The following is a 24440-nucleotide window of genomic DNA, read 5'->3' on the forward strand; positions in this document are numbered from 1 at the left end:
CTCGCTGACAGAGCAATTTTGCCAACGGCATGGGGTGACAGCTACTTTTTCAACAGAGTCGGCCGATTGCAGCCGATCATCGTTTCGCACCAAGTGCCCGGACCTTAGGACTGAAAATCCTATAGTCCGCAGTTCCAACACACTCAGAGGTCCTTCACCTTCTTCAACGCATGCAACCCATGCAGCGCTTCATCCCAAAGGTAACCACCCAGCTTCGAGATACTCGTAAACCACTCACTGCGTGCGCCATCAATCAGCAGAATAACTCGACGATTACTGACGAAATCGCCATCAAAACTCATGGAGTAGTCGTCAATCTGGAGCCTGCCTCCTGGCTCGATCACCGAAGAAGCGGCAATACCATCAGCAAAGGCATTGCCAGCGGTTTGGTATTCATCAATACCTTCGTCCGTGCTGGCGTATGCATACAACTGCCTACGCAGGTAAGTGACAGACTGAGCGGTGCGATTCAGCAACCAAACCGGCTGCTTATCCGAGCACCGTGAAAAGAACGGAATAGCTAAGTAAAGCCCTTCAGGCGCTTCCTGCTCATAGGCATGTAAATTCGCATGGGCGATAAAGTCCGCCACCTGCGAGCGGCGCCTGGCAAGCACATCAAAAGCATCGTCATCCATTCTGGGGCGGCACCCGCTAAAAGACTCCAGGGCGGTGCAGGCCGACGTCAGCCGCGCATACCGAGCCAGCTCTTCTGCATGCTGCTGCGCCACTTGCGGATGGCATTGCTGCGCAAGGCGCGAGGCCAGGCCCATAACCTCATCGTGAATGGGTCTACGAAACACTTGATACTCCTTGATACCCAGCGCTCAAATCAGGCAACGCCTGAATAGGCATGCGCTAGATCTATGCAGAACGATACTGGTAGTACCCAGCCTTTGTTACTGATTCTGGCTCAAGCGGTCGACACAATATCTATCAGACCAGTACTGCAGAAAGGATCATAGGATCAAAAGTCCTATGATCCTTTCAAGCAAAAAAATGCCGGTCATATGACCGGCCTCTTTACTATCTCGCTGCAGCTGCACTGGCTATCCAGTCGTCGACTTCGTGCTGAAGCCAGCGGCTTGCTCGGCCTATCTTCACCTGTTTCGGGAAGTCACCCTCTCGGATACGGCAGTAGATAGTTTTACGACTCAATCCGACTTTGCGGCTAACCGCATTGAAGTCCAGAAGGATCATCTCAGACATAACCCACCTCCCAGAAAGAGAGGCTGCTGGATTCATGTGGGCACTGCGGTGGTAATGCGTTCCTCATAGCTGACTGCTCTGCCGGATCATGCCTTCCAGGCATTAGTTCTACTTTTCCAATTCCACTGCGCATCAAGTAGACAACGTCACAGCAGCAAACCTAGAGGCTCCGGATAACCTCACGCCTGTATATTTACACAGCAATCTAGGCCGCACAACAAAATACTTGACTTCCCTGAAACTTATCCGTTCTCGAACAAATCCAGCTGCTCAGCCTGATGCTCATCCTCATCAGGACTATCGAGCAGGCGGCTAAGCGCGGCATCGAAAGCCTCCATGGTCGGGCGTATCTGAGGCAATTTCGCTTCAGGGTTATTGCGATAGTGCGTAACGACAACACCTGTTTGTCCGTGTGACTGCAACGCGTCACTATCGAAATCCTTGATGCCGTTACGCTGCATGAACTGCGTGCATGTGCGCCGAATATCACGTGGGCTAAATTTTGGGATGGACTGGCCGTTCATTTTGGCGTAGTCAGTAGCGAGCCACTCGCTCACAGCATGAGACAAACTGGACGCGTGAATTGGCTTTTGTCCACCAACACTCCAAGGGTATACGGCTCCTGGAGGCTGCAGGGCACGAACCTGTTCGAGTACCTGCAAGGCCCTGCGGCTTAAGGGAACGAAGTGAGCACGTTTTTTACTGCCACGCCCTTTGCTATCGATGATCTTCAAGTACTTCTTTTGAAGGTTGTAGCTGGTCCAGGGCTCACGAATGAACTGGAGGGGACGCTGCCCTGCAGTAGCAAAAGCAAAGTGAAAGACACGCGCCATAATCGCACCAACCGAATCGACCTTGGTGATGGTGTACCAAAATTGCTTAAGTTCCTTATCAGTGAGGGCGCGCTCGCCAGGTTTTGACGTGTTCGGGACAGTCACTGGATCCGCAGGATTCATCTGAAGCCCGTAGCTTTTAGTACTACTTCGGTCGATATGATGCTCCGCTTTTAGACCAAAATTGAAAGCAGCAACGAGAAACGAACGAACCTTGCCTGCCTGACGCCTAGCTCCCCTGTCCCAGATTGGTTTCAGCAGAAGATTCACATGCTCAGGCCTGACATCCTTGGCCTTCATATTCATGATGTCGAGCCGTTCCTCTAGGCCTTCCTTGCTCACGGCTACAACTTTCTCGCCTTCCAGATCCTTAGACAGCACACGCTCGAAATCCTTGATCTGCGCAGCTGAAACACCATCACGGCGACGGTCTTCGATGTAATCCCGGAACAATTCGGACAAAGTGCCTTTTGAAGCCTCTATTGCAGCAAGTCGCTGCTGCTCATGCAGCTGGCGCTGGCGTTCGGCTTGCTCGACCTCTTCCTCGGCAGCACATCTGGCTAGGTAAGCCTTGATGTCACCATGCTCTGCCGCGATCTTTGCATAACGTACCGCTTGCTCGCGAAGTTCAGTAAGTGAGAGGCCGGGGCTTTTCGGTGTTTTCTTGAAGACACCCAGCTTAATCTTCTGCTGACCTCCTTCATCACGGCGGCGGTAGTAGGCCTCGACAGCCCCAGAGGCACGGCAATCGAACAAGATTGATCCACTACCTCGGCCTGGCAGTGAATCGGTGGCAGTCTGACCAGGCTTAAGCGCCTTCAGCTCCACATCTGTCAGAAATTTCCTACTACTCGCCTTGCCCGATGCCTCTGCCATTTTTGCGTACCGTTTTGCGTACCGTTTCTTAGGGCATGACCGGCCATACCCAGAACCAAGGGGAAACACCTAACCCCTTGATTTCAGGATAACGCGCTAAATCGGCTTTTTTCGGGAGACGCTGGGAAACGACCAGAAACGTGCTTTTTACTGTCTCATAATCCTTTGGTCCACGGTTCGAGTCCGTGTGGGCCCACCACCTTCAAAGCCGTGCATTGCGCGGCTTTTGTGTTTCTGCACATCTCATATGTAATGCGCCGGCAGCCACCCAGCCCCCGGGAAAGCTGCGAAGCTATTGCCTACATCCCAACATGTAGCCCAAGAGCCACAAAAAACGATTAGTAGGCGTATCTTGTAGCCCAAAAGACACAAAAATGAATCAGGCTGCTTGTATAGCTGTAGCCCACGAGCTACATTTTTCTGCATTACCTGTATTTTTGATGCCCAGGGGCTACAAATGACCTCTCTCCACGACGTTTCCGAAATGCTGAAACAGGCGCGCGGTGACGCAAAACTGAGCCAGGAAGCGCTGGCCAGTCGTGCTGGCGTCTCGCGCACCACCGTAGCCCGTATGGAAACCCTGGCCAAAGGCGATATGAGTGTCTCGGCGCTGGTTCGGCTATTGGAAGCGGCAGGTTACGACCTGAAGCTGGTCAAGGCCGGACACCAACGCACGGTCGAAGACATCCTCGACGAGCAACGCTCAGGGAGTGCTTGAGCATGATCCTCGACGTCCACGTCAGCTCACGGCGGGTGGCCAAGCTCTATCGGGAGCGCGATGAATATGTGCTGAAGTACCTGCCGGGCACAGCAGCGGAAGACTTTGTCAGCCTGACGATGCCGGTACGGGAAGAAGCTTGGCGCTGGCCGCGCGACCTCTTCCCGTTCTTCCGGCAGAACCTGCCCGAGGGGTATCTGCTGGGCGTTATCCGCGAAGAATTTGGCCCGCTGCTCGATGGTACCGACCTGTCCCTGCTGGGCGTGGTGGGCGGCACCGGCATCGGCAGAGTCTCGGTCACGCCAGAGGGTGTTGAGCCCGGCGTCGAAATGGCGCCGCTGGAGATAGAACACCTGCTCAAAGCGGAAAACACCAGCGAACGGTTCGCCGCACTGGTGCGGCAATACGCTCGGGTCGCCGTATCGGGGGTCGTGCCAAAATTCATTGCCACTGACGCCATCGACCCTCGTGAGCCGCTGGGCAAGCCGACCCTGCGCACCGGCTTTCACATCATCAAGGGCTCTGACGAAACCACCCCTTTTCTGGGCTTCAACGAGTTCTACACCATGCGCGTACTGGAGCGACTGAACGTCGTGCCGGTCGCTGCCTGCCGCATGTCTGACGACGGCAAGGTCCTGGTAGTGGATCGCTTCGACGTGGACGAACACGGCATCCCCCGCTATGGCGTTGAGGATGCCTGCGGGCTGCTGGGTTTACCGCCCCATGAAAAGTACGCTCCCACCACCGAGCGGGTTTGGAATGCCACACGCGCCTACATCCCCGCTGACCGCCTGCAAGCGCAGCGCGAGCACCTGGGCTGGCATCTGCTCACCAACTACGTGGTACGCAATGCCGACTGCCACGCGAAGAACATCGCGCTGTTCTACTCCTCCCTATCTGACGTGGGCTTCACGCCGGTCTATGACCTGGTGACCACTCAGGCCTACCCGCGCTTTGCCAGCAACCCGCCAGGCCTGTCCGTTGGAGGCAGGCAAACCTGGACACCGGGTCGATCCCTGGAAACTTTCTTCAAGGCCGTACTGGGCATTGCCCCGAGCAAATACGCAGCCATGCTCGAGCAACTCTGCGAGTCCGCCATAGAGGTCGGCAACGAAGTGATCGAAGCCGCGAAGAACGAGCCCGCCTGGCGCGACGTAGCCAAGCATATGGTGCATGCCTGGAACGAAGGCATGGAAACAGTCCGCAGCCCCAAAGCCGCCGCACACTTTCGTGGCCTGGATAGCGCCATCGAAGACGCCGGCTTCTCCGGCCCGCGCAAACCTGAGCGCAGCAGAGAAGTGATTGGCCGCTCCGAATTGCTGGCGAAGAAGCGCTGACCAGCAAGCGACACGGCAGCCCAACGAACGTCAGGTGAGAACACGGTGAGCCAGATAGCCCTTATTCGGCTCACCAAATGAGCCGAATAGGTGCGCTAATCGGCTCATGAACAAAAAGGGCAACTCCCTTGTGGGCCGCACTCAGCCCTGGGCAATGCCCCCAAACCTGGCGTAACCGCCTAGCGGCCATAGGACAATGGTCGCGATCCCCCTTGAGCGATTGAAAGCAATTAGCCATTATCCAGACCAGTGCCAGGCATCTGGATTTCGGCACGCCTGCTCGCTCGTACAAAGAGCGCCACTCAAGCGGCTTTGCTCACGGAAGAAAATATGGACGTCGGCCTTATTCTTCGCCCGCTTATAGACAGCCTGTTCTGGCTGATCCCAGCGGCCCTGCTGATCGGCCTGCTCAAATCGCCCTGGGCCAAGGGACAGATCGGTGAACTGCTGGTGCGCCTGTTCGCCCATTGGCAGCTGGACCAGCAGACCTACCGCCGCCTGCATAACGTCACCCTGAACACACCAGACGGCACCACGCAGATCGACCACGTTTTCCTCTCGCCCTACGGCATATTCGTGCTGGAAACGAAGAACATGAGCGGCTGGATCTTCGGCAGCGAGAAGCAGGCGCAGTGGACGCAGAAGCTCTACAAACGCACCTTCAAGTTCCAGAACCCGCTGCGGCAGAACTACAAACACCTCAAAGCACTGGAAGCCACCCTTGGCGTCAGCCCCGAGCACCTGCACTCGGTCATCACCTTTGTCGGCGGCAGCACCTTCAAGACCGAAGTGCCGGCCAACGTGACCCAGGGCATCGGCTTTATCCGCTATATAAAGTCATTCCAGCAGGTGGTCTTCAACGAGGCTGAAGTCGGCGCCATGCTGCACGCACTGCGAACCGGCCGCCGCGCGCCGACCCTCGCCACCCATCGCGAGCATGTACAGAACCTCAAGCGCCGGAGTGATCCGACAGCCGAACGGCAATGCCCGAAATGCGGTAATGCGCTGCTGATCCGCACGGTGAAGACAGGGCCGAAGGCGGGACAACAGTTTTGGGGGTGTTCGGGGTTTCCCAAGTGCCGAACTATGCAAAGCTTTTAACAGCCATCCATTCATACGCAGGACGCTCATCATGCAATCAAGCAAAAACTGGCTGCTGGCGATTGCCGTCACCGCGCTCAGCGCGGGCGCGCACGCAGTAGAAGATGGCTACAGCACCACCTACAGCGCCTGCATGGATGAGTCCGGCGGCGTGACGGTAAATATGCTCAATTGCATGGGCAGCGAGACGGAACAGCAAGACGCCCGCCTGAACCAAAACTACAAAGCCGCCATGCAAGCGCTAACACCCGCACAGCAAGCACAACTACGCGACGCACAGCGGCTATGGATCAAATTCCGTGATGCTGATTGTGCCCTGCTCGGTAGCTTGACTGGAGGCACCATCGACAGCGTCAACAGCGCCTCGTGCTTTCTGGATATGACCAAAAAACGTGCCGATGACCTTGCAAGATTGGGCGAGTCGAGCCTGTGACTAGACAGCAGATAATCGAAAATAAATCTGTCCCCTTTTCGCTTGTCCCCTTTTCGCTGAGACTTAGAGACTTACGAACGGCCGCGGATGTGGTGGCGTTTTGCTTGCCTGTAGGAGGCCTAGATCGTAGGCTTTGCCTCCAAATAAGACAGCCGTAGGTCGCCAAGCGCATCAGAATCACGGAATTTAGCAGGGAGTTTTTAGCGATGGAAATCAGAGAGTCGATCATTCACGGGGTTTTGAAAGCTAAAGAAACAAACGGTGCGGACTCTATCACCATGCGCCGCCGGCCTGTTGTTTTGCCACTAGATGATCGACTCAACACGTTGTGTACAGATGTTCTGGCTCTCTACACAAAGCTGAGCAACGGTTATGGGACTTTTGGACAGGGCGCCGCTCATCCATTCCCAAACATTATGCAAGACTATTCCAACGCAGACTCTGACATTATTGCATTCAGCAATACATCTTGTGACCTAATTGCCGACCGAATGAAAGACCAGTTCATGGCCACTACGAGTTGGCCTCTATTTGTCCGATATACGAACCAAGGGCGAGACTGGCTTTTAATTGCAATGCTTAAGCTCAAGGAGGGCGTAGGCATTGATGAGGAAACCCTTGATCTTAATAACTCCCTCTCGTTCGATATCAGCCACCTACATGAAGCCGCACGCGTTGATATCGAAAAATGGCAAAACAACCAGCAACCTTACTTGTCTTTTATAAAGCGCAGGGCCGGCGAGTCTGAAATCACTCAATATTTCAGAGCAGCCATATCTTGCACAGAATACACTGACGCAAAGCACAACACAGAAATCGCTGTAAAAGCCATGGAAGATTACTGCATAGCGCAAGGATGGGATGCGGATCGTTGCCAACTGACTCGAGACAGACTTTACAACTTCTGCAATGAGCGAAAACAAGAAGAAGCTCCCGTAAACCTGACAGCACTTTCCGCGCACATAAACGAACAAGACCCAGAAAGCTTTGTGCAATACGTCAGAGAAAACAATTACGAAGTAAGTGAGATCTTTTCTCCAAACCCTGCAACTTACAAGAAGCTCATGCGAGTCAGCCGTCGCTTTGGTTCCATTAGCGTGAGTTTTGATGTGAACGACCTGCGCACTGAAACCGTTTATTACGACCCAGACGCCGACTCCATCATAATTAAACGCCCTCCAGCAGAGCTTATCAGGGATATGAAGAAGGCTCTTGGGGAGTTAGATGATGCCGAAGAGCAGGCTTGAAATATCAACAGAATCATTTAGATCTCTCGACAATAGAGAAGTATCGCGCGGGCGAGTAAGTGGCACAGCAGCAGAACCTAGCTTCTCTATAATTACAGGAGACCTAGAGCAAGCTGGACTACTGATTTCGTCAACCCCAGAGACTGGGGTTATAGTTTTCCGCGCCCCCTCTGCGGCCAACGAATATTTTGCACAATCACTGACTGATCTACTCACCGCCCCATCAAGAAGGAAAAAGTGTCCAGAAGAGTTCTACATTGCGGATTTAGACTATCTCTACAGCCCGACAGACTCGACTCGCCCTGCGGCTATCCAAGCCTATCTAGATACGGTTTTAGTTGTAGACTCTTTGAGCAAGCTCGCAGAGCACGGCACAGAACCGACATCAACAAAGCTTATTTTTTTTCACAAAGAAAAAATTGAACTCCATATAAATTATGATGCAGACAAAATAAAGCCAATCCAGGGCCTGCAGGAATTCATTGAACGCTACGTAACCGATGACATCCATGCCGAACAAAAGAAAACAATCATAAAGTCCGTACTCCTTGAACTATCCAAGGAATTCGAAGGCCGCACTCTGGACATAGGACTCCTAAATGAGAAATTTGAAGAATTCAAACGTCGCGTATCATCCGGATACCAGCTGTATGTCTCTGAGTTTTCATTTCAAAAAATAAAAGCAGAAATTGAAAAAAGCAAATTTGAATTCATAACAAAAATAAACAAAGTATTTTCCGACATTCAAAACCAGCTACTTACCGTGCCCGCTGCATTAATAATAGCAGGGAGCCAGTTTGAATCCTCCGATCATATAACCCTAAAAAATTTCTTGATCTTATCCGGGGCCATGGCCTTCACCATATTCATGCTCTTACTAATCATGAATCAACGCAATACCCTGCAATCCATATACAATGAAATTGATAACGAATGGGAGCTGATCAAGAAAAAACACAACGCGATCAAAGAACAGTTCGACACACAATACAGGGCTCTAGAGTCAAGATACAAGCATCAATACGTGCTGCTTGAAGTCGTAGCACTCATAGTGATTTTGGCTTGTATGGCAACCGTCCTTCTATTCAACTACAACTCCGCAAGCCAGAAAATCTCGGTAGAACTGGCTATGTTACTGGTATTCTTTTTTATTATTTACATCGCATGCAGAGCTTATACCGTTATTTCCAAGGTACTACTCCCAAGAAGCACTTAACCGCAAACAAGAGGCGTGATAAATTCGGACACGCCTGCCGAGACTCTGGGAAAAAGAGGACAGATTTATTTTCTTTGTGGTACGCCGTTCTGAGTAACAATCGTGGACAGACCACGATTACTTCAGACGGAGATACGCCCCAGATGGCCAATTCTTTTTCCCAAAACTGTGCATGATCGGGTCAGCGCACACCTGATTGCTGCCATCAGAAAGGGGGTATGAAGTAGCCCTCCTCCACCCGCAGCCATGTAACCGCCTCATTTTTCCCTGAACCTTTGCCCTTATTGCCCGGTCGGCTTTAAGTACCGTCGCGCTCCGCGGCGCCAGCAAAGGATGCGTGTTATGCGAGACCGCACCAGCAGGATCGCCGTTTCACCGCCACACCTCGAACAGCTATGGCAGCGTTACCAGCGGGTGCGTGCTGCCAGTGAGCGGCTCTGTGAGCCGCTGGAAGCTGAAGATTATGTGATCCAGAGCATGGCGGACGTCAGCCCGCCGAAGTGGCATCTGGCGCATGTCACCTGGTTCTTCGAGGCCTTCGTGCTGCAGCCTTTTCTGCCGGGCTATCGCCCGCTGGATGAGCGCTACGACCATCTGTTCAACTCCTACTACAAGACCCACGGCACGCCCTTCGAGCGCGCGCGGCGCGGGTTGTTGTCGCGGCCGACGGTAAGCGAGGTGTACGCCTATCGCAGCCATGTCGATATGGCCATGGCGCAGTTGCTCCAGTCAGGCAGTGAACTTGCCGACGAGGTGCTGCAGCGGGTCGAGCTAGGGTTGGAGCACGAGCAGCAGCATCAGGAGCTGCTGCTGATGGATATCAAGCACATCCTGGCGCAGAACCCGTTGCGACCGGTTTACCGGCATGACCTCAAGCCAGGCGGCGCTAACGCAAGCGAGCTGCGCTGGATTCAGTTCCCCGCCGGGCTGCGGCATGTCGGCCACACCGGCGATGGCTTTGCCTTCGATTGCGAGCGGCCGCGCCATCGGGTGTTCGTCGAGGCCTTTCAGCTGGCCAGCCGACCGGTAAGCAATGGCGAGTACCTAGAGTTCATCCGCGATGGCGGTTATCGCAGCACAGCGCTGTGGCTGGCGGACGGTTGGGACCATATCCAGCGCGCTGGCTGGCAGGCGCCGCTGTACTGGCAACGCGAGGGCGACGACTGGCTGGAGCTGACCCTGGGCGGCCCGCGCGAGCTGGATCTGCATGCGCCGGTCTGTCACTTGAGCTACTTCGAGGCCGAGGCTTTCGCCACCTGGGCACATGCGCGTTTGCCACGCGAAGAGGAATGGGAAGTGGCCGCGCAGGACGAACCACTATGGGGCAATTTCGTCGAGAACGATCACCTGCAACCGGTGGCTGCGGGCGCGGGCGATGGCCTGCAGCAACTCTACGGCGATGTCTGGGAATGGACCGCCAGCGCCTACCGGCCCTACCCCGGCTTTCGGCCTCTGGGCGGTAGCCTGGGTGAGTACAACGGCAAGTTCATGTCCGGGCAGATGGTGTTGCGTGGCGGCAGCTGCGCCACGCCTGAAGACCACGTGCGCTCCACCTATCGCAACTTCTTCTACCCCACCATGCGCTGGCAGTTCTCCGGCCTGCGCCTGGCCAAGGAGCTCTGAGCATGGCATTGGCAATCCGTACCCACGAACAATCCCTGAGCCCGGAACAGGAAAGCCTGCGCGAAGAAGCGCTGCGCGGCTTCGCGGCCAGCCCAAAGACGATGTCACCGAAGTTCTTTTACGATCATCGCGGCTCGCAGCTGTTCGAGCTGATCTGTCAGCAACCGGAGTACTACCCGACGCACACCGAAGAAACCATCCTGCGCCTGGCAGCCAACGATATCGCCGAGCTGGCTGGGCGCAACGCCAGCCTGGTGGAGCTGGGCAGCGGCGCCAGTCGCAAGATCCGCCTGATGCTCGAAGCACTGCGCCCGGCGCGTTACCTGGGCATCGATATTTCCCGTGAGTTTCTGGATATCTGCACCCGCCGTCTGGCCGCCGACTATCGCTGGCTCGATGTGCACGCGCTGTGCGCCGACTTCAGCCAGCCGCTGAAACTGCCCGCTGAGGCGCTGGGGCAACGGCCCTTGGCGTTCTTTCCCGGTTCCAGCATCGGCAATTTCGATCCGCATGAAGCCCGCGCCTTTTTGCGCAACCTGCATCGGGCGCTACCAGCCGGCAGTGGCTTGCTGATCGGCGTGGATCTGGTCAAGGACCGTCAGGTGCTGGAGCGCGCCTACAACGATGCGGCCGGGGTGACTGCACTGTTCAACCTCAACCTGCTCGAGCGCATTCGCAACGAGCTGGACAGCGATATCGACCCGCGCCGCTTTCAGCACCGGGCCTTTTACAACGAAGCCGAGTCACGCATCGAGATGCATCTGGTCAGCCGGCAGGCGCAGCGGGTGCGCATCGAGGATCGCGTGTTCGACTTCGCCGCTGGCGAAACCCTGCACACGGAGAACTCCTACAAGTACACGCCGAGTGGCTTTCGTGAGTTGGCGGGTGAATGCGGCTTCGCCTCGGTCGCCATGTGGCGCGACCCGGCACAGCTGTTCAGCGTGCATTTTTTGCGGCGGGAGTGAGAGGGATTCGTCAGGGAGAAATGGCGAACCGTCGCCGGGGGCGGGATAACCAACTTGCTGCGCGATCTTCTGCCCTCTCCCCCAGCCCCCACCCTGTGCCCCAGCCCTTCGCAGAGCTCAGGTCGCGACAGCGGGCGAAGCAGTGCTTCGCTGTTTCCGCTGTCGCCCCGCAAGCGGGAGAGGGGAGCAAAGCGCGTTCGACATAGGCAGGCGAATGCGCTCGGGACAGGCCTCAGCGTTTGGCGATGATGTATACCGCGTGCACGATGCCGGGGATGTAGCCGAGCAAGGTGAGCAGGATGTTCAGCCAGAAGGCGCCGCCGAAACCGACCTGAAGAAATACGCCCAGCGGCGGCAGCAGGATGGCGATGAGGATACGGATAAGGTCCATGCGGTACTCCTTTACATTCCATAACGGGGTACCTGAATAGACTCTGAGCAGCGCCTGGCAGTTCAGTCGCGGCGAGCAAGTCAGCGGCAATACTGAGAACCAGACGCTGGCGTCGCCAGGGATATGACTTTAGTCTGGCGCCAAGATGGAAGCGCCCCACATGCCTGAACAATCACAACAAGAACGCATCATCGTCGCCGACGACCACCCGGTTTTCCGCGACGGCCTGTGTCGTATCGCCCAGCGCGTCTTCCCTATGGCGTGCATTCTCGAAGCCGGTGACATGGATGAAGTGCTGAGCCTGGCGAAAGCCAGCACGGCGCCAAGCCTGTTCATGCTCGACCTGCTGTTCCCCGGCCAATCACCGCAGGCCATCAGCGCGTTGCGCCAGACCTTTGCGCGCAGCTCGATCGTGATCGTGTCGATGGTCGATAACCGCGAGTTGATCGATGAAGTGATGAACGCAGGGGCGGACGGCTTCATCGGCAAGGCGACACCGCCGGATGAAATCGCCGATGCGTTACTGGCCGTGCGCGCCGGCGAGTTCGTCCTGACCTTAGGCCCGTCCGGCGTGCCGGCCTTCGCCGAGGACCGTCATCTGCTGGAGCAGCTGACGCCGCGTCAGCAGGAGGTCTTGCTGCTGGTGGTGCGCGGCCTGTCGAACAAGGAAATCGCCCGCGAGCTGGCGATCTCGCCCTTTACCGTGCGCATCCATGTGTCCTCGCTGCTGCGCACGCTGGATGTCAGCACCCGCGCAGCGGCCGCCGCCAAGGGTGCCAAAGCCGGGCTGGTGTGAGCATCACGCGGCCTTGAGCTTGAGTTTCAAGGCCACCAACAGCGAACGCAGTTCGGCGGGCTGTACCGGTTTCGACAGGATCGGGATATCGCTGTCGCCCACCTGCTCCTGCACGCGGCGCACATCGTGCCCGGTCATGATGATCGCAGGCACCTTACGCCCACTGCTGCGCCGCACGTGCTGGATGCAGTCGGCCCCCGAAGCCTCGGTGCCGAGGTCGAAATCCGTCACCACCAGATCGAAATGCGCAGAGGCGTCGGGCAGCGTGCTGAAGGTGGCAACTTCGCAGCCCCATTTCTGCAGCAAGGTGGCGGTGGCCAGCAGCACGTTCTGGTCATCCTCGATCAGGCACACACGCAAGCCATCGAGCATGCGCGGCGCCTGCAGGGTGCTGCGTTTGGCGGAGGACGGCTCGCTCGGCGCCTCGACGCGTTGCAGGCCGTCGATGACCGCCCGCGTACCGCGCTTCTCCACGGAGCGAATGCTGACGCGCATGTCCATCAGCGTGCCCAGGCGTCTGACGATGGCCAGGCCCAGGCCCATTCCCTCGACGTCGCTGTCGCGCTGCTGGCGAACGCGGTAGAACTCCTCGAACACGCTGTCGAGATGGCCGGCGGCGATGCCGCGCCCCTTGTCGTAGACCTCGATGGCGACGCCCGGGCCACGACGCCGGCAGGCGATCAACAGCGGTTTGCCCGGTGCATATTTCAGGGCATTGGACAGCAGGTTCTGCAGCATGGTGGTGAGCAGCACCGGGTCAGCACGCACATGCAGCGGCGGGCAGCGCAGGCGCATCTCGACTCCGGCCCAGCGCGCCGCTTCGGCATTCTGCTGGATGAGCTGCTGCAGCAGGCTGCGTAGCTCCAGCGACTCCAGATGCGGCACCACCTTACCGCTGTCGAGCGAGTACATATCGAGAATGGTGCGGAACAGGCGTGCGACGCTGTGCAGCGATTTGTCGATGTTCTCCACCAGGCGCCGCTGCTCGGTGCCCAGGCTGCTGTCGCGCAGGCAGGCGGTGAACAGACTGATGGAATGAATGGGTTGCCGCAGGTCATGGCTGGCCTGAGCGAGAAACTGCGACTTGGCGCGGTTGGCGGCCTGCTCGGCCTCGGCCGCCTGGCGCGAGCGCTTGAGCAGGACATGCATATAGGTCGGCGCCATCAGGGTGGTGAGCAGCAGCGTGACGATCAGGTAGGGCTGGGACTGCCAGTACGCCGACAGGCTGGCGACCAGCGTCAGCGACAGCAACGCCATCAGGGTGGCCAGCAGCAAGTAGCCGGAACCGTAGCGCAAGCCATAGCCGATGGTGACCCACAGCAGAATCGCGTAGACCGGCAGCATGGCCGTGCCGCCGCATGTCAGGACCACCGTGATACCGGCATAGTCGGTGAGCATGGTGATCAGCCGGCGCCCACGATAGTTGCCGGGACGCCGCCTGATATCGAACCAGATCAGCGTGGCGACAACGCTGAAGACGCACTCCAGGACGAAGATCTTCCATACCAGCGCCGGGTTGATCAGCGAGAAATGGTAGAGGATCACGATGTAGCAGGCCGCGACCGACATGAAGATCAGCCGCACCCCGGCCTGGGCGCGTTCGGTGTCGTAAGCGGTGGTGGCGGTCCCGGACATGACGTTTCCCTGCTGATTACAGCTCATGTTGTGCTGCCGGCACCTTAGGCCGGAGCCTGCAGCCGGCGCAAGGAACTGGTTGGCAGGCACAGCGACACTAGTACACCCGCACTATTTCGCACGGTCCCACCCCTTCCTAAAATCCGGGCAACGCCTCGGCACTGGGTCGAGGACCGGTCATTGAAGGGAATGTCTGATGAACATCAAAGGAACCCTGGGAGCCCTCATGAGCGCTGCCGTGCTGGCCTCGCTGAGCGGATGCCTGGCGCAGAACACGCAAACCCAGGGGCTGCAGAACACTCAGTTGGCTAACGATCCATGCGCGCCGAGCGCCACCAGCAATCTGATCGCCACCGGACGCAGCCTGTTGGATATGGCCAATACCGTGCTGGAAACTCAGCAGAGCTTCAATGGCAACTCGGCGACCTATGCGAAACGCATGGAAGTGGCGGAGAACGCGCAGAAGGTCAACCAGGGCAACAACGTGCTGAATAACATCGAAAACCTGGCCGGTGCCGGCCAGCAGCCCTGCGCGCCAGCCGCACCGGCCAGCGCAGCACGCTAGCCCGCACTCACAGCCGCACGTCGAATTTGTCCAGTAGCAGCTCGGTTGGTATGTCGGTGCTGACCAGTTGATTGCGGCCGCGCTGCTTGCCGCTGTATAGGCGGCGGTCAGCGGCGCGGTAAAGCTCGGCGGCGCTGCGACCGTCTCTGGGCCAGGTGGCCAGACCGAAGGTGGCGGACAGCGTGATCTGCTCGCCGTCGTAGTCCAGCGGCTGTTCGGCAATCTGCTTGCGCAACTTATCTACCAGCGGGTCGGCGCCGGTGTTGTCGGTGTGACTGAGCAGCAGGCCGAACTCCTCCCCTCCCAGGCGACCAAGAAAGTCGGTCACGCGCAGGCGTTGCTGGAGGATCTGGCAGATGTGTTGCAGCGCCATATCACCCGCCTCGTGCCCCCATTGGTCGTTGACCTGCTTGAAGTGGTCGACATCGAGCAGCACCAGAACCAGATGCCCGCTACTGCGTTCAGCCTCCTGAATGCTGCGTTGCAGCGCGTGCTGAAAGCTGCCGCGGCTGGCCACGCCGGTCAGTGAGTCGGTCTGCGCCAGGCGCTCCAGCTCCTCGTAGGCCTGCATGCGCAAGCCGTCGTAGATGTGCACGAACACCAGGATCAGCACGCCGCACAGGGCGGCGTTGCCCAGGTCGATCAGGCCGCGGGTGTCCAGGGTCAGGTGATTGTCGGCGAAGTACAGCAAAAGTCCGGCAAGCATGAACGGCGCGGTGAGCAGGAAGGCACGCTGCTTGCCCAGCAGCAGGTAAGCCAGCAGCGGGATCATGTACAGCCAGACGAATGCCGCTGATGAGGCATCCGGCATGACGATGATGTAGAGGATGAAGCAGAAGGTCGGGATCAGGTACAGGTAGATCCACAGGTACAGATGGCGGGCGCGTTCGATGCGCCAGGCGCCGAACAGTAGCAAGGCGGTGCACAGCACTTCGAGGATGGCGAAGGGATAGTTGCCGGCGAGGGCCTGCAGCACGGCAAAGCCGCCCAGGGTCAGGCCGGTGGCGAGCAGGATGGTGCGCATCAGCGCACGCTTGCCTGATTCGCGCAGCCCTTCGCAGTGCCCCGCCCCTACGTCCCTGTGATCGTTATAGTTGCCGTCGCCCATTTTATTGCCCAGCGCCGCCGCCCTCAGCGGTACGCAGCCCCCCGCTGCGCACCATCAGGCAACTATAGACGGCCTTGCCTGTTTTACACCGCATAACCCAGCACACGCGGCAGCCACAGGGCAATTTCCGGGAAGATCGCCACCAACAGCAGGGCACTGGACATCACCACGACGAACAGCGCGGCCCAGCCGACGGTTTGTTCCAGGCGTATCTTGGCGACCTCGGCCGTGACCATCAGGTTGATCGCCACCGGTGGGGTGAACTGGCCGATGGCGATGTTCATCGCCAGCAGGATGCCGAACCACACCGGGTTCCAGCCGAAGTGCTGCATCACCGGAATCAGGATAGGCATCAGGATCAGGTAGATGGAGATGGCATCGAGCAGCATGCCGGCCAGCAGCACCGCGAGCATCACCAGCGCCAGCAACACCCAGCCGTTATCCGACAGCGAAATCAGCCATTCGGCCATATGGCGGAAGGTGCCAAGCATGGTGCCGGCCCAGGCGAAGATGCCGGCCAGGGCGATGATCAGCATGACCACGCCGGAGATCACGCCCGCCTCACCGCACAGGCGCCAGAGGCTGCGCCAGTCCAGCTCGCGGGTGACGAACAGGCCGACCAGCACGCCATAGGCCACGCCGACCACAGCGGCTTCCGTAGGAGTGAACAGGCCGCTGCGCAGGCCGCCGAGGATCAGTATCGGAGCGAACAGCGCCGGCAGCGCCTGCTTGAAGCTCTCACCCAGCGGCGGGCGCTCGCCCTGCTCCGGGGACTCCCAACCATAGCGGCGCGACAGCAGCCAGGCCGGCAGCAACAGCACCAGGCCGGCGAGAATGCCGGGGAACAGGCCGGCGGCGAACAGCGCGCGCAGATCGACGCCTGGCACCACGATGGAGTAGAGAATCAGCGCGATGGACGGTGGAATCAGGATCGCCGTCGAAGCCGAGGCGGCGATCAGCGTGGCAGAAAACGGCTTGGGATAACCCGCCTTGGTCATGCTCGGCAGCATCACCATGGCCACGGCGGCGGCATCGGCCGGGCCGGAGCCGCTCATGCCGCCCATGATCAGACAGACCAGCACCGCGACCATGGCCAGGCCACCATGACGCGGCCCGATCAAGGCCTGGGCGAAGCGCACCAGCCGCAGCGCCACGCCCGCTTTCTCGAACACCAGGCCGGTGAGGATGAACAGCGGAATGGCGATCAGCGGGTACTTGGCGACGCCGTTGTAGGTGTTGGTGCCCAGGGTCGCGAGCATGTCTGGCGACAGGCCGGCGATGATGCCGATGGCGCCGGACAGGCCGAGGGCGAAGGCCACCGGCACACCGAGCGCGAGCAGTACGACGAAGCTGAAGATCAGCCAGAGATCAGGGCTCATCGCTGATTCTCCCGCGCAGACGATCCAGGGTGACCTGGGTCAGGCGCACGAATACCAGCAGCGCCAGAATCGGTAGCCAGATAACGTACCACCAGTTGGGCAGGCCCAAACCTGGCGACTCGGAATCCCACTGGAATTCCTCCCAGGCGAATTGACCGCCGTACCAGCACACCAGCCCCAGCACCAGCGCACCAGCCAGCCACTGCAGCAGGATCAACGGCGTGCGCAGGCGCGGGAACAGGCGCTCGAGCAGGCCGATACGAATATGTCGGTTGCTGCGCATGGCCACCGAAGCACCGGCGAAGGTGAGGATGACCAGCAGGAACACCGAGATTTCCTCGGTGAAGGCGAAAGAGGCATCGGTGAAATAACGCACCACGACGTTGGCCAGGCTGATCAGGCTGATGATCACCAGGGCCAGTGTGGCGAGCACGCGCTCCAGCGGCGCGTCGACTTGCTTGCTCATAAGAACCTCGAATGACCGACTTGGCGTTGTTCAGCGCAAGTGCCGCTGGCCCTCTCCCCCAGCCCCTCTCCCATAAATGGGAGAGGGGAGCGGATCGGTGTCGCGCGACAAACTGGCAGCATTACGCCCGAAACCCATGGGTTTCCGGTCAGATGAAACGAATCAGGGCTGGGCCACGGCCTTGCGTGCGGCGTCCATCAGCTTATCGCCGATGCGCGGTGCCCATTTCTCATGCACGCTGGTAGTGGCTTCGACGAAGGCGGCACGCTCGGCGTCGCTCAGTTCGATCACTTCCACACCGCGCTCACGTACGTCGACCAGGCGCTGCGCCTGGGCGCCGCGCGACAGTTCGATCTCCCACTTGCCGGCGTCGATGGCAGCCTGGCTGAGCAGCTCACGATCTTCCTCGGGCAGGGATTGCCATACGCGCTGGTTGACGGCGAACACCAGCGGGTCGGCCATGTAGTCCCACAGGGTCAGGTACTTCTGGCCGACTTGGTCGACACGCGCCACGTCGAAGACCGACAGCGGGTTTTCCTGGCCGTCCACCGCGCCGGTGGTCAGCGCCGGTTTGGCGTCGGCCCAGCTCATTTGCGTGGGGTTGGCGCCGAGGGCATTGAAGGTGTCCTGGAACAGCGGCGAGCCGACCACGCGGATCTTCAGGCCGGCCATGTCAGCCGGGCTACGCACCGGCTTGGCCGAGTTGGACAGCTGGCGGAAGCCGTTCTCGCCCCAGGCCAGCGGCACGATGCCGCGCTGCTCGATGGCGGCGAAGGCCAGCTTGCCAGCCTCACCCTGGGTGATGGCGTCGAGGTCGGCGTCGTTCTTCATCAAGAACGGCAGGGAAAACAGGTTGAGCTCCGGCACCTGCGGTGACCAGTTGATGGTCGAGCCCACGGCCATGTCGATCAGGCCGGAGCGCATGGCGGAAAATTCCTTGGTCTGGTCGCCAGCGACCAGTTGCGCGTTGGGATACACGCGCAGGGTGATGCGCCCTTCGGAGCGCTCGTTGACCAGATCGGCCCACTTCTGCGCGGCCTGACCCCAGGGGAAGGCATCCGAAAGTACGGTGGAAACGGAGTATTCACGCGCCTGCGCGGTGGCGCACAGCGCGGTCAGCGCAGCGCCAGCGGCGAGCGCGGAGAAGAGTCGCTTGAGTTTCATCGGGGCGTCCTTGTATGGATCTTGGTCATTGTCGTTGTGGCACCGGCAAAGCGGTGCGGATCCAGCGGCGAGCGGGTGGCTCGCCTGGCGCGCCTGGTCGGCACGCAAAAGGGACACGGCAGGTGTCACGACTGCCGGGCAGGCCTTGTGGGCGATCGGCAGGTGCCGGCGGGTTACGCGCAGCCGCCCAACTATTCCAGAAGCGCGCGGCGAATGCCATTGTCTGATGACTGTTGACGTTGCCCGCCCCGATCCGCGCTGCCCATAATCACCGGCATCTCATTTCCGGACCCTCGCCCATGGCCATCTCCCGCGACGACCTCGACCAGCATGGTCTGATCATCGGCGTGTCGCCCGAGCGCTTTCGCGCGGTGGCCATGCCGCTGTTGTTCGATCACCTCGACGCGCAGTGCGAGGGCACCATCGCGGTCAATCGCCAGGCGCGTATCGTCTGGATCAACGACAAGTACGCGCAGAAGGTCGGCATCGCCGATGCGCGCACGGCGCTGGGCAAGGAAATCGAGGAGGTGCTGCCAGCCAGCCGCCTGCGTGAGGTGGTGGAAAGCGGCCAGCCGAGCATGCTCGACCTGATGGCCTTCGGCAGCGAGCACTTCGTGGTGACCCGCATTCCGCTGCGTGACGAAGACGGCACCCTGGTCGGCGCGCTGGGCTTCGTCCTGTTCGACCGCGCCCGCCATCTCAAGCCGCTGATGGCCAAGTACAACAACCTGCAGACGCAACTGCTCGCCACCCAGCACGAACTGGCCAAGGCACGCCGTGCGCGTTACACCATCGCCGGCTTCATCGGCGCCAGCGCCGCGGCCAGCGAGGTAAAGCGCAAGGCCCGTCGCGCCGCACAGCTCGATGCCACGGTGCTGATCCGTGGCGAAACCGGCACCGGCAAGGAGCTGCTGGCGCAGGGCATTCACAACCTGTCGCCACGCGCCAACGGGCCATTCGTCGCGGTCAACGTCGCGGCGATTCCGGAGACCCTGGTCGAGGCCGAACTGTTCGGCACCGCACCCGGCGCCTTTACCGGCGCCGACCGCAAGGCGCGCATCGGCAAGTTCGAAGTGGCTAACGGCGGCACCCTGTTTCTCGATGAAATCGGCGACCTGCCGCTGCCGTTGCAGGCCAAGCTGCTGCGCGTGCTGCAGGAGCAGGAGGTTGAGCCGCTCGGCTCCAACCAGGTCAAGCCGCTCAACGTGCGGGTGATCGCGGCGACCCATATCGACCTGGAAGCCAAGGTGGCAGCCGGGCAGTTCCGCGATGATCTCTACTACCGCCTCAACGTCCTGGCCCTGCGCGTGCCGCCGTTGCGCGAACGTGCCAGCGACATTCCCGCGCTGATCGAACACCTGCTCGATGACCTGGCCAACCGCTCCGGCCTGGCGCCCATGGAGCTGACGGACGATGCCCTCGCCCTGCTCTGCGCACAGCCGTGGAAGGGCAACGTGCGTGAGCTGCGCAACCTGCTGGAGCGGGCGCAACTGGCGGTCGATGGGCGCTTGGATGGCGAGGCCTTGCGCGGTTTGCTGGTCGACCCGGTAACGCCGAGTGCACCGATGCCCGCTGCGCCAGTGATGATGAGCACGGCGCAGACGCTGGCCGAACAGCTGGCGCAGGCCGAGCGCCAGGCGCTGCAGGCGGCACTGGCGGCATGCGACGGTAATCGCCAGTTAGCTGCCGAACGTCTGGGGATTTCCCGCGCCGGGTTCTACGCCAAGCTGGCGCAGCATGGGCTGGGGCGGAGGGGCTGAACACTGGTCGCTGGTCGTAGGAACGGCTGGGCGGCATTCCGCTTCAGCCGCGATTATCACCGAACCGGAAATCGCTTCGCGGCTAAAGCCGCTCCTACAGAGACCGTCGCTCACCACAATTGCGTAGCCAGGATGAAATCCGGGGATCAGGCGCCGCAAAACCTCGGATTACATCCGGGCTGCGGTTCGGGAGTAGGGTGGATCACGCTTTATCGTTCCACCATTGGCTACACCGCTGAACGCAACGGTGGAAATGAACAGCGATTTCCATCCTACGAAACGCTCCTTTCGTCTAGAAACCTAGACATGTTACCCACCATAAAATCCATAGATCTGGATTAATTCCAATTTTATGGACAAACGATTCTCCACCCCAGACTCCACGTCTACCCCCAAACTGGCCTGAAAAGCCCGCCTAGTAGGGCTTCCCGCACTATCGACCAAAGTCTCACCCCAGCCTGGCACGACTCTGGCTCTATATCCGGCAAAGGCGCACTGCCGCATCCGCGCCTTCTCGATAAACGGCCCTGAGCCGGTAGAACAACAACAAAAGGAACCACCCATGGGTACCCTCGGTATTCTGATTTCCCTCGCATTGTTGATGTACCTCGCCTATCGCGGCATCAACGTCCTGATACTCGCCCCGCTGCTGGCCCTGCTGGCGTTGCTGTTCGCCGGCGACATCGCCCTGCTGCTGCCCACCTACACCCAGGTGTTCATGAAGGCCATGGGCGGCTACGTGATCCAGTTCTTCCCGCTGTTCCTGCTCGGCGCATTGTTCGGCAAGTTAATGGACGACTCAGGATCAGCGCGCGCCATCGCCCACGGCATCGTCGCCAAGGTCGGCAGTGAGCGCGCGATCCTGGCCATCGTGCTGGCCTGCGGCATCCTCACCTACGGCGGCGTATCGCTGTTCGTGGTGGCCTTCGCCGTGTACCCGATCGGCGCCGCGCTGTTCCGCGAGGCGGGCATTCCCAAGCGCCTGATCCCCGGCGCCATCGCCCTCGGCTCGTTCACCTTCACCATGACCGCGCTGCCCGGCACGCCGGCTATTCAGAACGCCATCCCCAACCCCTTCTTCGGCACCGACGCCTTCGCCGCGCCGGGCCTGGGCGTCATCGCTGGCCTGATCATGTTCGGCCTCGGCACCTGGTGGCTCACCGCGCAGTCGCGCAAGTTGATGGCCGCCGGCGAAGGCTACGGCGAGCACCGCGATGACCCGGTCGTCGAAGAGCGCCGCGATATTCCCGGCTTCTGGCTGGCGCTGCTGCCGATTTTCGTGGTGATCGCGCTGAACTTCCTGATGGCCAAGCAGATTCTGCCGGCCGTCGACACCAGCTACCTGGCCAAACCGGAATACGGCGGTCTGCAGGATGCCAAGTCGCTGATCGGTATCTGGTCGATCATCGTCGCCCTGGGCGCCGCCATCGTGCTGCTGATCGCCATGCACTGGAAGCGCTGGATGGACCTGAAGAAGAGCGTCAACGACGGCGCCTTCGGCTCCATGCTGCCGATCCTCAACACTGCCGCCGAGGTGGGTTACGGCACGGTGATCGCCTCCCTGGCCGGCTTCGTCATCATCCGTGACCTGGTGCTGGGCGTCTCCAGCAACCCGCTGATCTCTGAAGCAGTGGCGGTGAACATCCTCGCCGGTATCACCGGTTCCGCCTCCGGCGGTATGTCGATCGCCCTGAAGACCCTCGGCGAGCAGTACCTGACCATGGCCACCGCCGCCGGCATCAGCCCCGAGTTGCTGCACCGCGTCGCCGCCATGGCCTCGGGCTGCATGGACACCCTGCCGCACAACGGCGCGGTGATCTCGCTGCTGGCGATCTGCAAGCTCACTCACCGTGAGTCGTACAAGTTCATCTTCGTCAACACCGTGGCCTTCCCGCTGGTGGCGCTGGTGGTGGTGATCACCCTGGGCACGATGTTCGGAAGCTTCTGACGTTCTCTGTAGGAGCGGCTTCAGCCACGATCTTCGCGGCTGAAGCGGAACGCCGCCCGGCCGCGCCTACAGCCCTCTGCAATTCACGAGTACCCGCAATGAGCAAGATCATGACCGCCGCCGAAGCCGTGGCGCGCATTCCGGATAACGCCAACCTGGCCACCGGTGGCTTCGTCGGCATCGGTTTCGCCGAACAGATAGCCATCGCCCTGGAACAGCGTTTCGTGGCTGAACAAGCGCCGCGCGATCTGACCCTGGTGTATGCCGCCGGCCAAGGCGACGGCAAGGGTCGCGGCCTCAATCACCTGGCCCATGAAGGCCTGGTGCGCCGAGTGATCGGCGGCCACTGGGGACTGGTACCGGGCCTGCAGAAGCTAGCGGTGGACAATCGCATCGAGGCCTACAACCTGCCGCAGGGGGTGATCTCCCAGCTGTTCCGCGATATTGCCGCCGGCAAGCCGGGGCAACTGTCGCGCGTCGGCCTGGGCACTTATGTCGACCCGCGTCATGGCGGCGGCAAGCTCAATGCGCGCACCACTGCCGATCTGGTGCGGCTGATGCCCATCGATGGCGAAGACTACCTGTTCTACCCGACCTTTCCGATCAACGTCGGCATCGTTCGCGCCACCAGCGCCGACCCTGACGGCAACCTCAGTTTCGAGCGCGAGGCGCTGACCATCGAGAGCCTGGCCATCGCCATGGCCGCGCGCAACAGTGGCGGGCTGGTGATCGCCCAGGTCGAGCGCATCGTCGAGCGCGGCTCGCTCAACCCGCGCCAGGTGAAGATTCCCGGCATTCTGGTGGATTGCGTGGTGGTGGCCGAACCGGCCAACCATCAGCAAACCTTCGCCACCGCCTACAACCCGGCCTTCGCCGCCGAGACACGCGTACCGGTGGACAGCCTGACGCCCATGCCGCTGGACGTACGCAAGCTGATCGCCCGCCGCGCGGCGCTGGAGCTGAAAGCGGACGCGGTGGTCAATCTCGGCATCGGCATGCCCGAGGGTGTGGCGGCGGTGGCCGCCGAAGAAGGCGTGATCGAGCGCCTGACCCTGACCGCCGAGCCTGGCGTGATCGGCGGCGTCCCGGCCTCGGGCCTGGACTTCGGCGCGGCGAGCAACCACAGCGCCCTGCTCGACCAGCCTTACCAGTTCGACTTCTACGACGGCGGCGGCCTGGACATCGCCTTCCTTGGGCTGGCCCAGGCCGATGCGGCGGGCAACCTCAACGTGTCCAAGTTCGGCAGTCGCCTGTCGGGGGCTGGCGGCTTTATCAACATCAGCCAGAACGCCAAGCAGGTGGTGTTCGTCGGCACCTTCAGCGCCGGCAAACAGGACATCCGCATCGAAGACGGCCAACTGCGCATCGTCGAGGACGGCGAGCTACGCAAGTTCGTCGCCGAGGTGGAGCACCGCACCTTCGCCGGTCGCCTGGCCGCCGAGCGTGGCCAGCCGGTGCTCTACGTCACCGAGCGCTGCGTGCTGCGCCTGAGTGTCGAAGGGCTGGAACTGATCGAAGTGGCGCCGGGCGTGGATATCGAGCGCGACATCCTCGCGCGCATGGACTTCGCCCCCATCGTGCGCCAGCCGAAGCTGATGGACGGACGACTGTTCCGCCCCGAGCCCATCGGCCTGGGGCAATGCCTGGACTAGCGCCAGGCCACTCTTTGAGCG

At 60.1% G+C, this 24440-nt stretch carries 22 protein-coding genes; 13 read left to right on the plus strand and 9 right to left on the minus strand.

Going from position 1 to position 24440, the window contains the following annotated elements; genetic code table 11:
- Nucleotides 1-143: 143 nt before the first annotated feature.
- From CXP40_RS07255 to CXP40_RS07265, 3 genes are all read right to left on the minus strand, one after another.
- Nucleotides 144-770 (minus strand): hypothetical protein, encoded by a 627-nt coding sequence (locus CXP40_RS07255; RefSeq protein WP_256579261.1) that lies wholly within the window; start codon nt 768-770, stop codon nt 144-146.
- 253 nt (nt 771-1023) lie between these two features.
- Complete coding sequence (locus CXP40_RS07260) at nt 1024-1242, minus strand: AlpA family phage regulatory protein (RefSeq protein ID WP_315972146.1); 219 nt, start codon at nt 1240-1242, stop codon at nt 1024-1026.
- Nucleotides 1243-1448: 206 nt separating this feature from the next.
- Nucleotides 1449-2795: a site-specific integrase gene (locus CXP40_RS07265; protein ID WP_177429637.1), complete on the minus strand. Its 1347-nt coding sequence runs from the start codon at nt 2793-2795 to the stop codon at nt 1449-1451.
- A 577-nt stretch (nt 2796-3372) separates the two neighbouring features.
- Between CXP40_RS07265 and CXP40_RS07270 the strand changes: the two genes are divergently transcribed.
- From CXP40_RS07270 to egtD, 8 genes are all read left to right on the plus strand, one after another.
- Complete coding sequence (locus CXP40_RS07270; RefSeq protein WP_099525845.1) at nt 3373-3633, plus strand: helix-turn-helix transcriptional regulator; 261 nt, start codon at nt 3373-3375, stop codon at nt 3631-3633.
- A 2-nt stretch (nt 3634-3635) separates the two neighbouring features.
- Nucleotides 3636-4970 (plus strand): type II toxin-antitoxin system HipA family toxin, encoded by a 1335-nt coding sequence (locus CXP40_RS07275; RefSeq protein WP_106733230.1) that lies wholly within the window; start codon nt 3636-3638, stop codon nt 4968-4970.
- 330 nt (nt 4971-5300) lie between these two features.
- Nucleotides 5301-6071, plus strand: coding sequence for a nuclease-related domain-containing protein (locus CXP40_RS07280; RefSeq protein WP_106733231.1), 771 nt, complete (start codon nt 5301-5303; stop codon nt 6069-6071).
- Between the two features lie 31 nt (nt 6072-6102).
- On the plus strand, nt 6103-6504 hold the full coding sequence (locus CXP40_RS07285; RefSeq protein WP_177429638.1) for a lysozyme inhibitor LprI family protein: 402 nt from the start codon (nt 6103-6105) through the stop codon (nt 6502-6504).
- 206 nt (nt 6505-6710) lie between these two features.
- The gene (locus tag CXP40_RS07290) at nt 6711-7751 is read left to right on the plus strand and encodes a nucleoid-associated protein (protein WP_106733232.1); all 1041 of its coding nucleotides are present in this window, start codon (nt 6711-6713) and stop codon (nt 7749-7751) included.
- Nucleotides 7729-8967 (plus strand): hypothetical protein, encoded by a 1239-nt coding sequence (locus CXP40_RS07295; protein WP_256579262.1) that lies wholly within the window; start codon nt 7729-7731, stop codon nt 8965-8967. The genes CXP40_RS07290 and CXP40_RS07295 overlap by 23 nt, the downstream gene beginning before the upstream one ends.
- 342 nt (nt 8968-9309) lie before the next feature.
- Nucleotides 9310-10590, plus strand: coding sequence for an ergothioneine biosynthesis protein EgtB (gene egtB, locus CXP40_RS07300; protein WP_106733234.1), 1281 nt, complete (start codon nt 9310-9312; stop codon nt 10588-10590).
- Between the two features lie 2 nt (nt 10591-10592).
- Nucleotides 10593-11555 (plus strand): L-histidine N(alpha)-methyltransferase, encoded by a 963-nt coding sequence (egtD, locus tag CXP40_RS07305; protein ID WP_106733235.1) that lies wholly within the window; start codon nt 10593-10595, stop codon nt 11553-11555.
- A gap of 232 nt (nt 11556-11787) precedes the next feature.
- Here egtD and CXP40_RS07310 read toward each other — a convergent pair whose 3' ends face one another.
- Nucleotides 11788-11946, minus strand: coding sequence for a YqaE/Pmp3 family membrane protein (locus tag CXP40_RS07310; protein ID WP_003084988.1), 159 nt, complete (start codon nt 11944-11946; stop codon nt 11788-11790).
- A 160-nt stretch (nt 11947-12106) separates the two neighbouring features.
- On the opposite strand from CXP40_RS07310, the gene CXP40_RS07315 reads away from it, so the two are divergent.
- The gene (locus CXP40_RS07315) at nt 12107-12742 is read left to right on the plus strand and encodes a response regulator transcription factor (protein WP_106733236.1); all 636 of its coding nucleotides are present in this window, start codon (nt 12107-12109) and stop codon (nt 12740-12742) included.
- Nucleotides 12743-12745: 3 nt separating this feature from the next.
- Here the strand turns inward: CXP40_RS07315 and CXP40_RS07320 are convergent, their stop codons facing one another.
- A complete protein-coding gene (locus tag CXP40_RS07320) occupies nt 12746-14377 on the minus strand; it encodes a hybrid sensor histidine kinase/response regulator (RefSeq protein ID WP_106733237.1) in 1632 nt (543 codons plus the stop codon).
- 196 nt (nt 14378-14573) lie between these two features.
- Between CXP40_RS07320 and CXP40_RS07325 the strand changes: the two genes are divergently transcribed.
- On the plus strand, nt 14574-14942 hold the full coding sequence (locus tag CXP40_RS07325; protein ID WP_106733238.1) for a hypothetical protein: 369 nt from the start codon (nt 14574-14576) through the stop codon (nt 14940-14942).
- Nucleotides 14943-14949: 7 nt separating this feature from the next.
- On the opposite strand, the gene CXP40_RS07330 is transcribed toward CXP40_RS07325, so the two are convergent.
- The 4 genes from CXP40_RS07330 to CXP40_RS07345 all read right to left on the minus strand — a co-directional run bounded on the left by CXP40_RS07330 (nt 14950) and on the right by CXP40_RS07345 (nt 19059).
- The gene (locus CXP40_RS07330; RefSeq protein ID WP_106733239.1) at nt 14950-16050 is read right to left on the minus strand and encodes a GGDEF domain-containing protein; all 1101 of its coding nucleotides are present in this window, start codon (nt 16048-16050) and stop codon (nt 14950-14952) included.
- A gap of 83 nt (nt 16051-16133) precedes the next feature.
- Nucleotides 16134-17429 carry a TRAP transporter large permease gene (locus CXP40_RS07335; RefSeq protein WP_106733240.1) on the minus strand — a complete coding sequence of 432 codons (1296 nt, stop codon included), beginning with the start codon at nt 17427-17429 and terminating at the stop codon, nt 16134-16136.
- Nucleotides 17419-17895 carry a TRAP transporter small permease gene (locus CXP40_RS07340; protein ID WP_106733241.1) on the minus strand — a complete coding sequence of 159 codons (477 nt, stop codon included), beginning with the start codon at nt 17893-17895 and terminating at the stop codon, nt 17419-17421. Before CXP40_RS07340 ends, CXP40_RS07335 begins: the two co-directional genes overlap by 11 nt.
- 162 nt (nt 17896-18057) lie before the next feature.
- A complete protein-coding gene (locus CXP40_RS07345) occupies nt 18058-19059 on the minus strand; it encodes a DctP family TRAP transporter solute-binding subunit (protein ID WP_106733242.1) in 1002 nt (333 codons plus the stop codon).
- A gap of 299 nt (nt 19060-19358) precedes the next feature.
- Between CXP40_RS07345 and CXP40_RS07350 the strand changes: the two genes are divergently transcribed.
- The 3 genes from CXP40_RS07350 (at nt 19359) to CXP40_RS07360 (ending at nt 24419) form a co-directional block, all read left to right on the plus strand.
- Entirely contained in the window at nt 19359-20819 is a 1461-nt protein-coding gene (locus CXP40_RS07350) for a sigma-54-dependent Fis family transcriptional regulator (RefSeq protein ID WP_106733243.1), read from the plus strand.
- 562 nt (nt 20820-21381) lie between these two features.
- Nucleotides 21382-22767: a GntP family permease gene (locus CXP40_RS07355; RefSeq protein WP_106733244.1), complete on the plus strand. Its 1386-nt coding sequence runs from the start codon at nt 21382-21384 to the stop codon at nt 22765-22767.
- A 98-nt stretch (nt 22768-22865) separates the two neighbouring features.
- Nucleotides 22866-24419, plus strand: a complete 1554-nt coding sequence (locus tag CXP40_RS07360; protein WP_106733245.1) for an acyl CoA:acetate/3-ketoacid CoA transferase — start codon at nt 22866-22868, stop codon at nt 24417-24419.
- Nucleotides 24420-24440: the final 21 nt, after the last annotated feature.

It is taken from the genome of Pseudomonas sp. YY-1 (assembly GCF_002843095.1).
In the GTDB taxonomy this organism is placed as follows: domain Bacteria; phylum Pseudomonadota; class Gammaproteobacteria; order Pseudomonadales; family Pseudomonadaceae; genus Aquipseudomonas; species Aquipseudomonas sediminis_A.

What these genes read in the sequence shown, in the direction of transcription:
- CXP40_RS07255 (WP_256579261.1), bottom strand. Translation starts at nt 770, where the DNA reads ATGGGCCTGGCCTCGCGCCTTGCGCAGCAATGCCATCCGCAAGTGGCG.
- CXP40_RS07260 (WP_315972146.1), bottom strand. Translation starts at nt 1,242, where the DNA reads ATGAATCCAGCAGCCTCTCTTTCTGGGAGGTGGGTTATGTCTGAGATG.
- CXP40_RS07270 (WP_099525845.1), top strand. Translation starts at nt 3,373, where the DNA reads ATGACCTCTCTCCACGACGTTTCCGAAATGCTGAAACAGGCGCGCGGT.
- CXP40_RS07275 (WP_106733230.1), top strand. Translation starts at nt 3,636, where the DNA reads ATGATCCTCGACGTCCACGTCAGCTCACGGCGGGTGGCCAAGCTCTAT.
- CXP40_RS07280 (WP_106733231.1), top strand. Translation starts at nt 5,301, where the DNA reads ATGGACGTCGGCCTTATTCTTCGCCCGCTTATAGACAGCCTGTTCTGG.
- CXP40_RS07285 (WP_177429638.1), top strand. Translation starts at nt 6,103, where the DNA reads ATGCAATCAAGCAAAAACTGGCTGCTGGCGATTGCCGTCACCGCGCTC.
- CXP40_RS07290 (WP_106733232.1), top strand. Translation starts at nt 6,711, where the DNA reads ATGGAAATCAGAGAGTCGATCATTCACGGGGTTTTGAAAGCTAAAGAA.
- CXP40_RS07295 (WP_256579262.1), top strand. Translation starts at nt 7,729, where the DNA reads ATGATGCCGAAGAGCAGGCTTGAAATATCAACAGAATCATTTAGATCT.
- egtB (WP_106733234.1), top strand. Translation starts at nt 9,310, where the DNA reads ATGCGAGACCGCACCAGCAGGATCGCCGTTTCACCGCCACACCTCGAA.
- egtD (WP_106733235.1), top strand. Translation starts at nt 10,593, where the DNA reads ATGGCATTGGCAATCCGTACCCACGAACAATCCCTGAGCCCGGAACAG.
- CXP40_RS07310 (WP_003084988.1), bottom strand. Translation starts at nt 11,946, where the DNA reads ATGGACCTTATCCGTATCCTCATCGCCATCCTGCTGCCGCCGCTGGGC.
- CXP40_RS07315 (WP_106733236.1), top strand. Translation starts at nt 12,107, where the DNA reads ATGCCTGAACAATCACAACAAGAACGCATCATCGTCGCCGACGACCAC.
- CXP40_RS07320 (WP_106733237.1), bottom strand. Translation starts at nt 14,377, where the DNA reads ATGTCCGGGACCGCCACCACCGCTTACGACACCGAACGCGCCCAGGCC.
- CXP40_RS07325 (WP_106733238.1), top strand. Translation starts at nt 14,574, where the DNA reads ATGAACATCAAAGGAACCCTGGGAGCCCTCATGAGCGCTGCCGTGCTG.
- CXP40_RS07330 (WP_106733239.1), bottom strand. Translation starts at nt 16,050, where the DNA reads ATGGGCGACGGCAACTATAACGATCACAGGGACGTAGGGGCGGGGCAC.
- CXP40_RS07335 (WP_106733240.1), bottom strand. Translation starts at nt 17,429, where the DNA reads ATGAGCCCTGATCTCTGGCTGATCTTCAGCTTCGTCGTACTGCTCGCG.
- CXP40_RS07340 (WP_106733241.1), bottom strand. Translation starts at nt 17,895, where the DNA reads ATGAGCAAGCAAGTCGACGCGCCGCTGGAGCGCGTGCTCGCCACACTG.
- CXP40_RS07345 (WP_106733242.1), bottom strand. Translation starts at nt 19,059, where the DNA reads ATGAAACTCAAGCGACTCTTCTCCGCGCTCGCCGCTGGCGCTGCGCTG.
- CXP40_RS07350 (WP_106733243.1), top strand. Translation starts at nt 19,359, where the DNA reads ATGGCCATCTCCCGCGACGACCTCGACCAGCATGGTCTGATCATCGGC.
- CXP40_RS07355 (WP_106733244.1), top strand. Translation starts at nt 21,382, where the DNA reads ATGGGTACCCTCGGTATTCTGATTTCCCTCGCATTGTTGATGTACCTC.
- CXP40_RS07360 (WP_106733245.1), top strand. Translation starts at nt 22,866, where the DNA reads ATGAGCAAGATCATGACCGCCGCCGAAGCCGTGGCGCGCATTCCGGAT.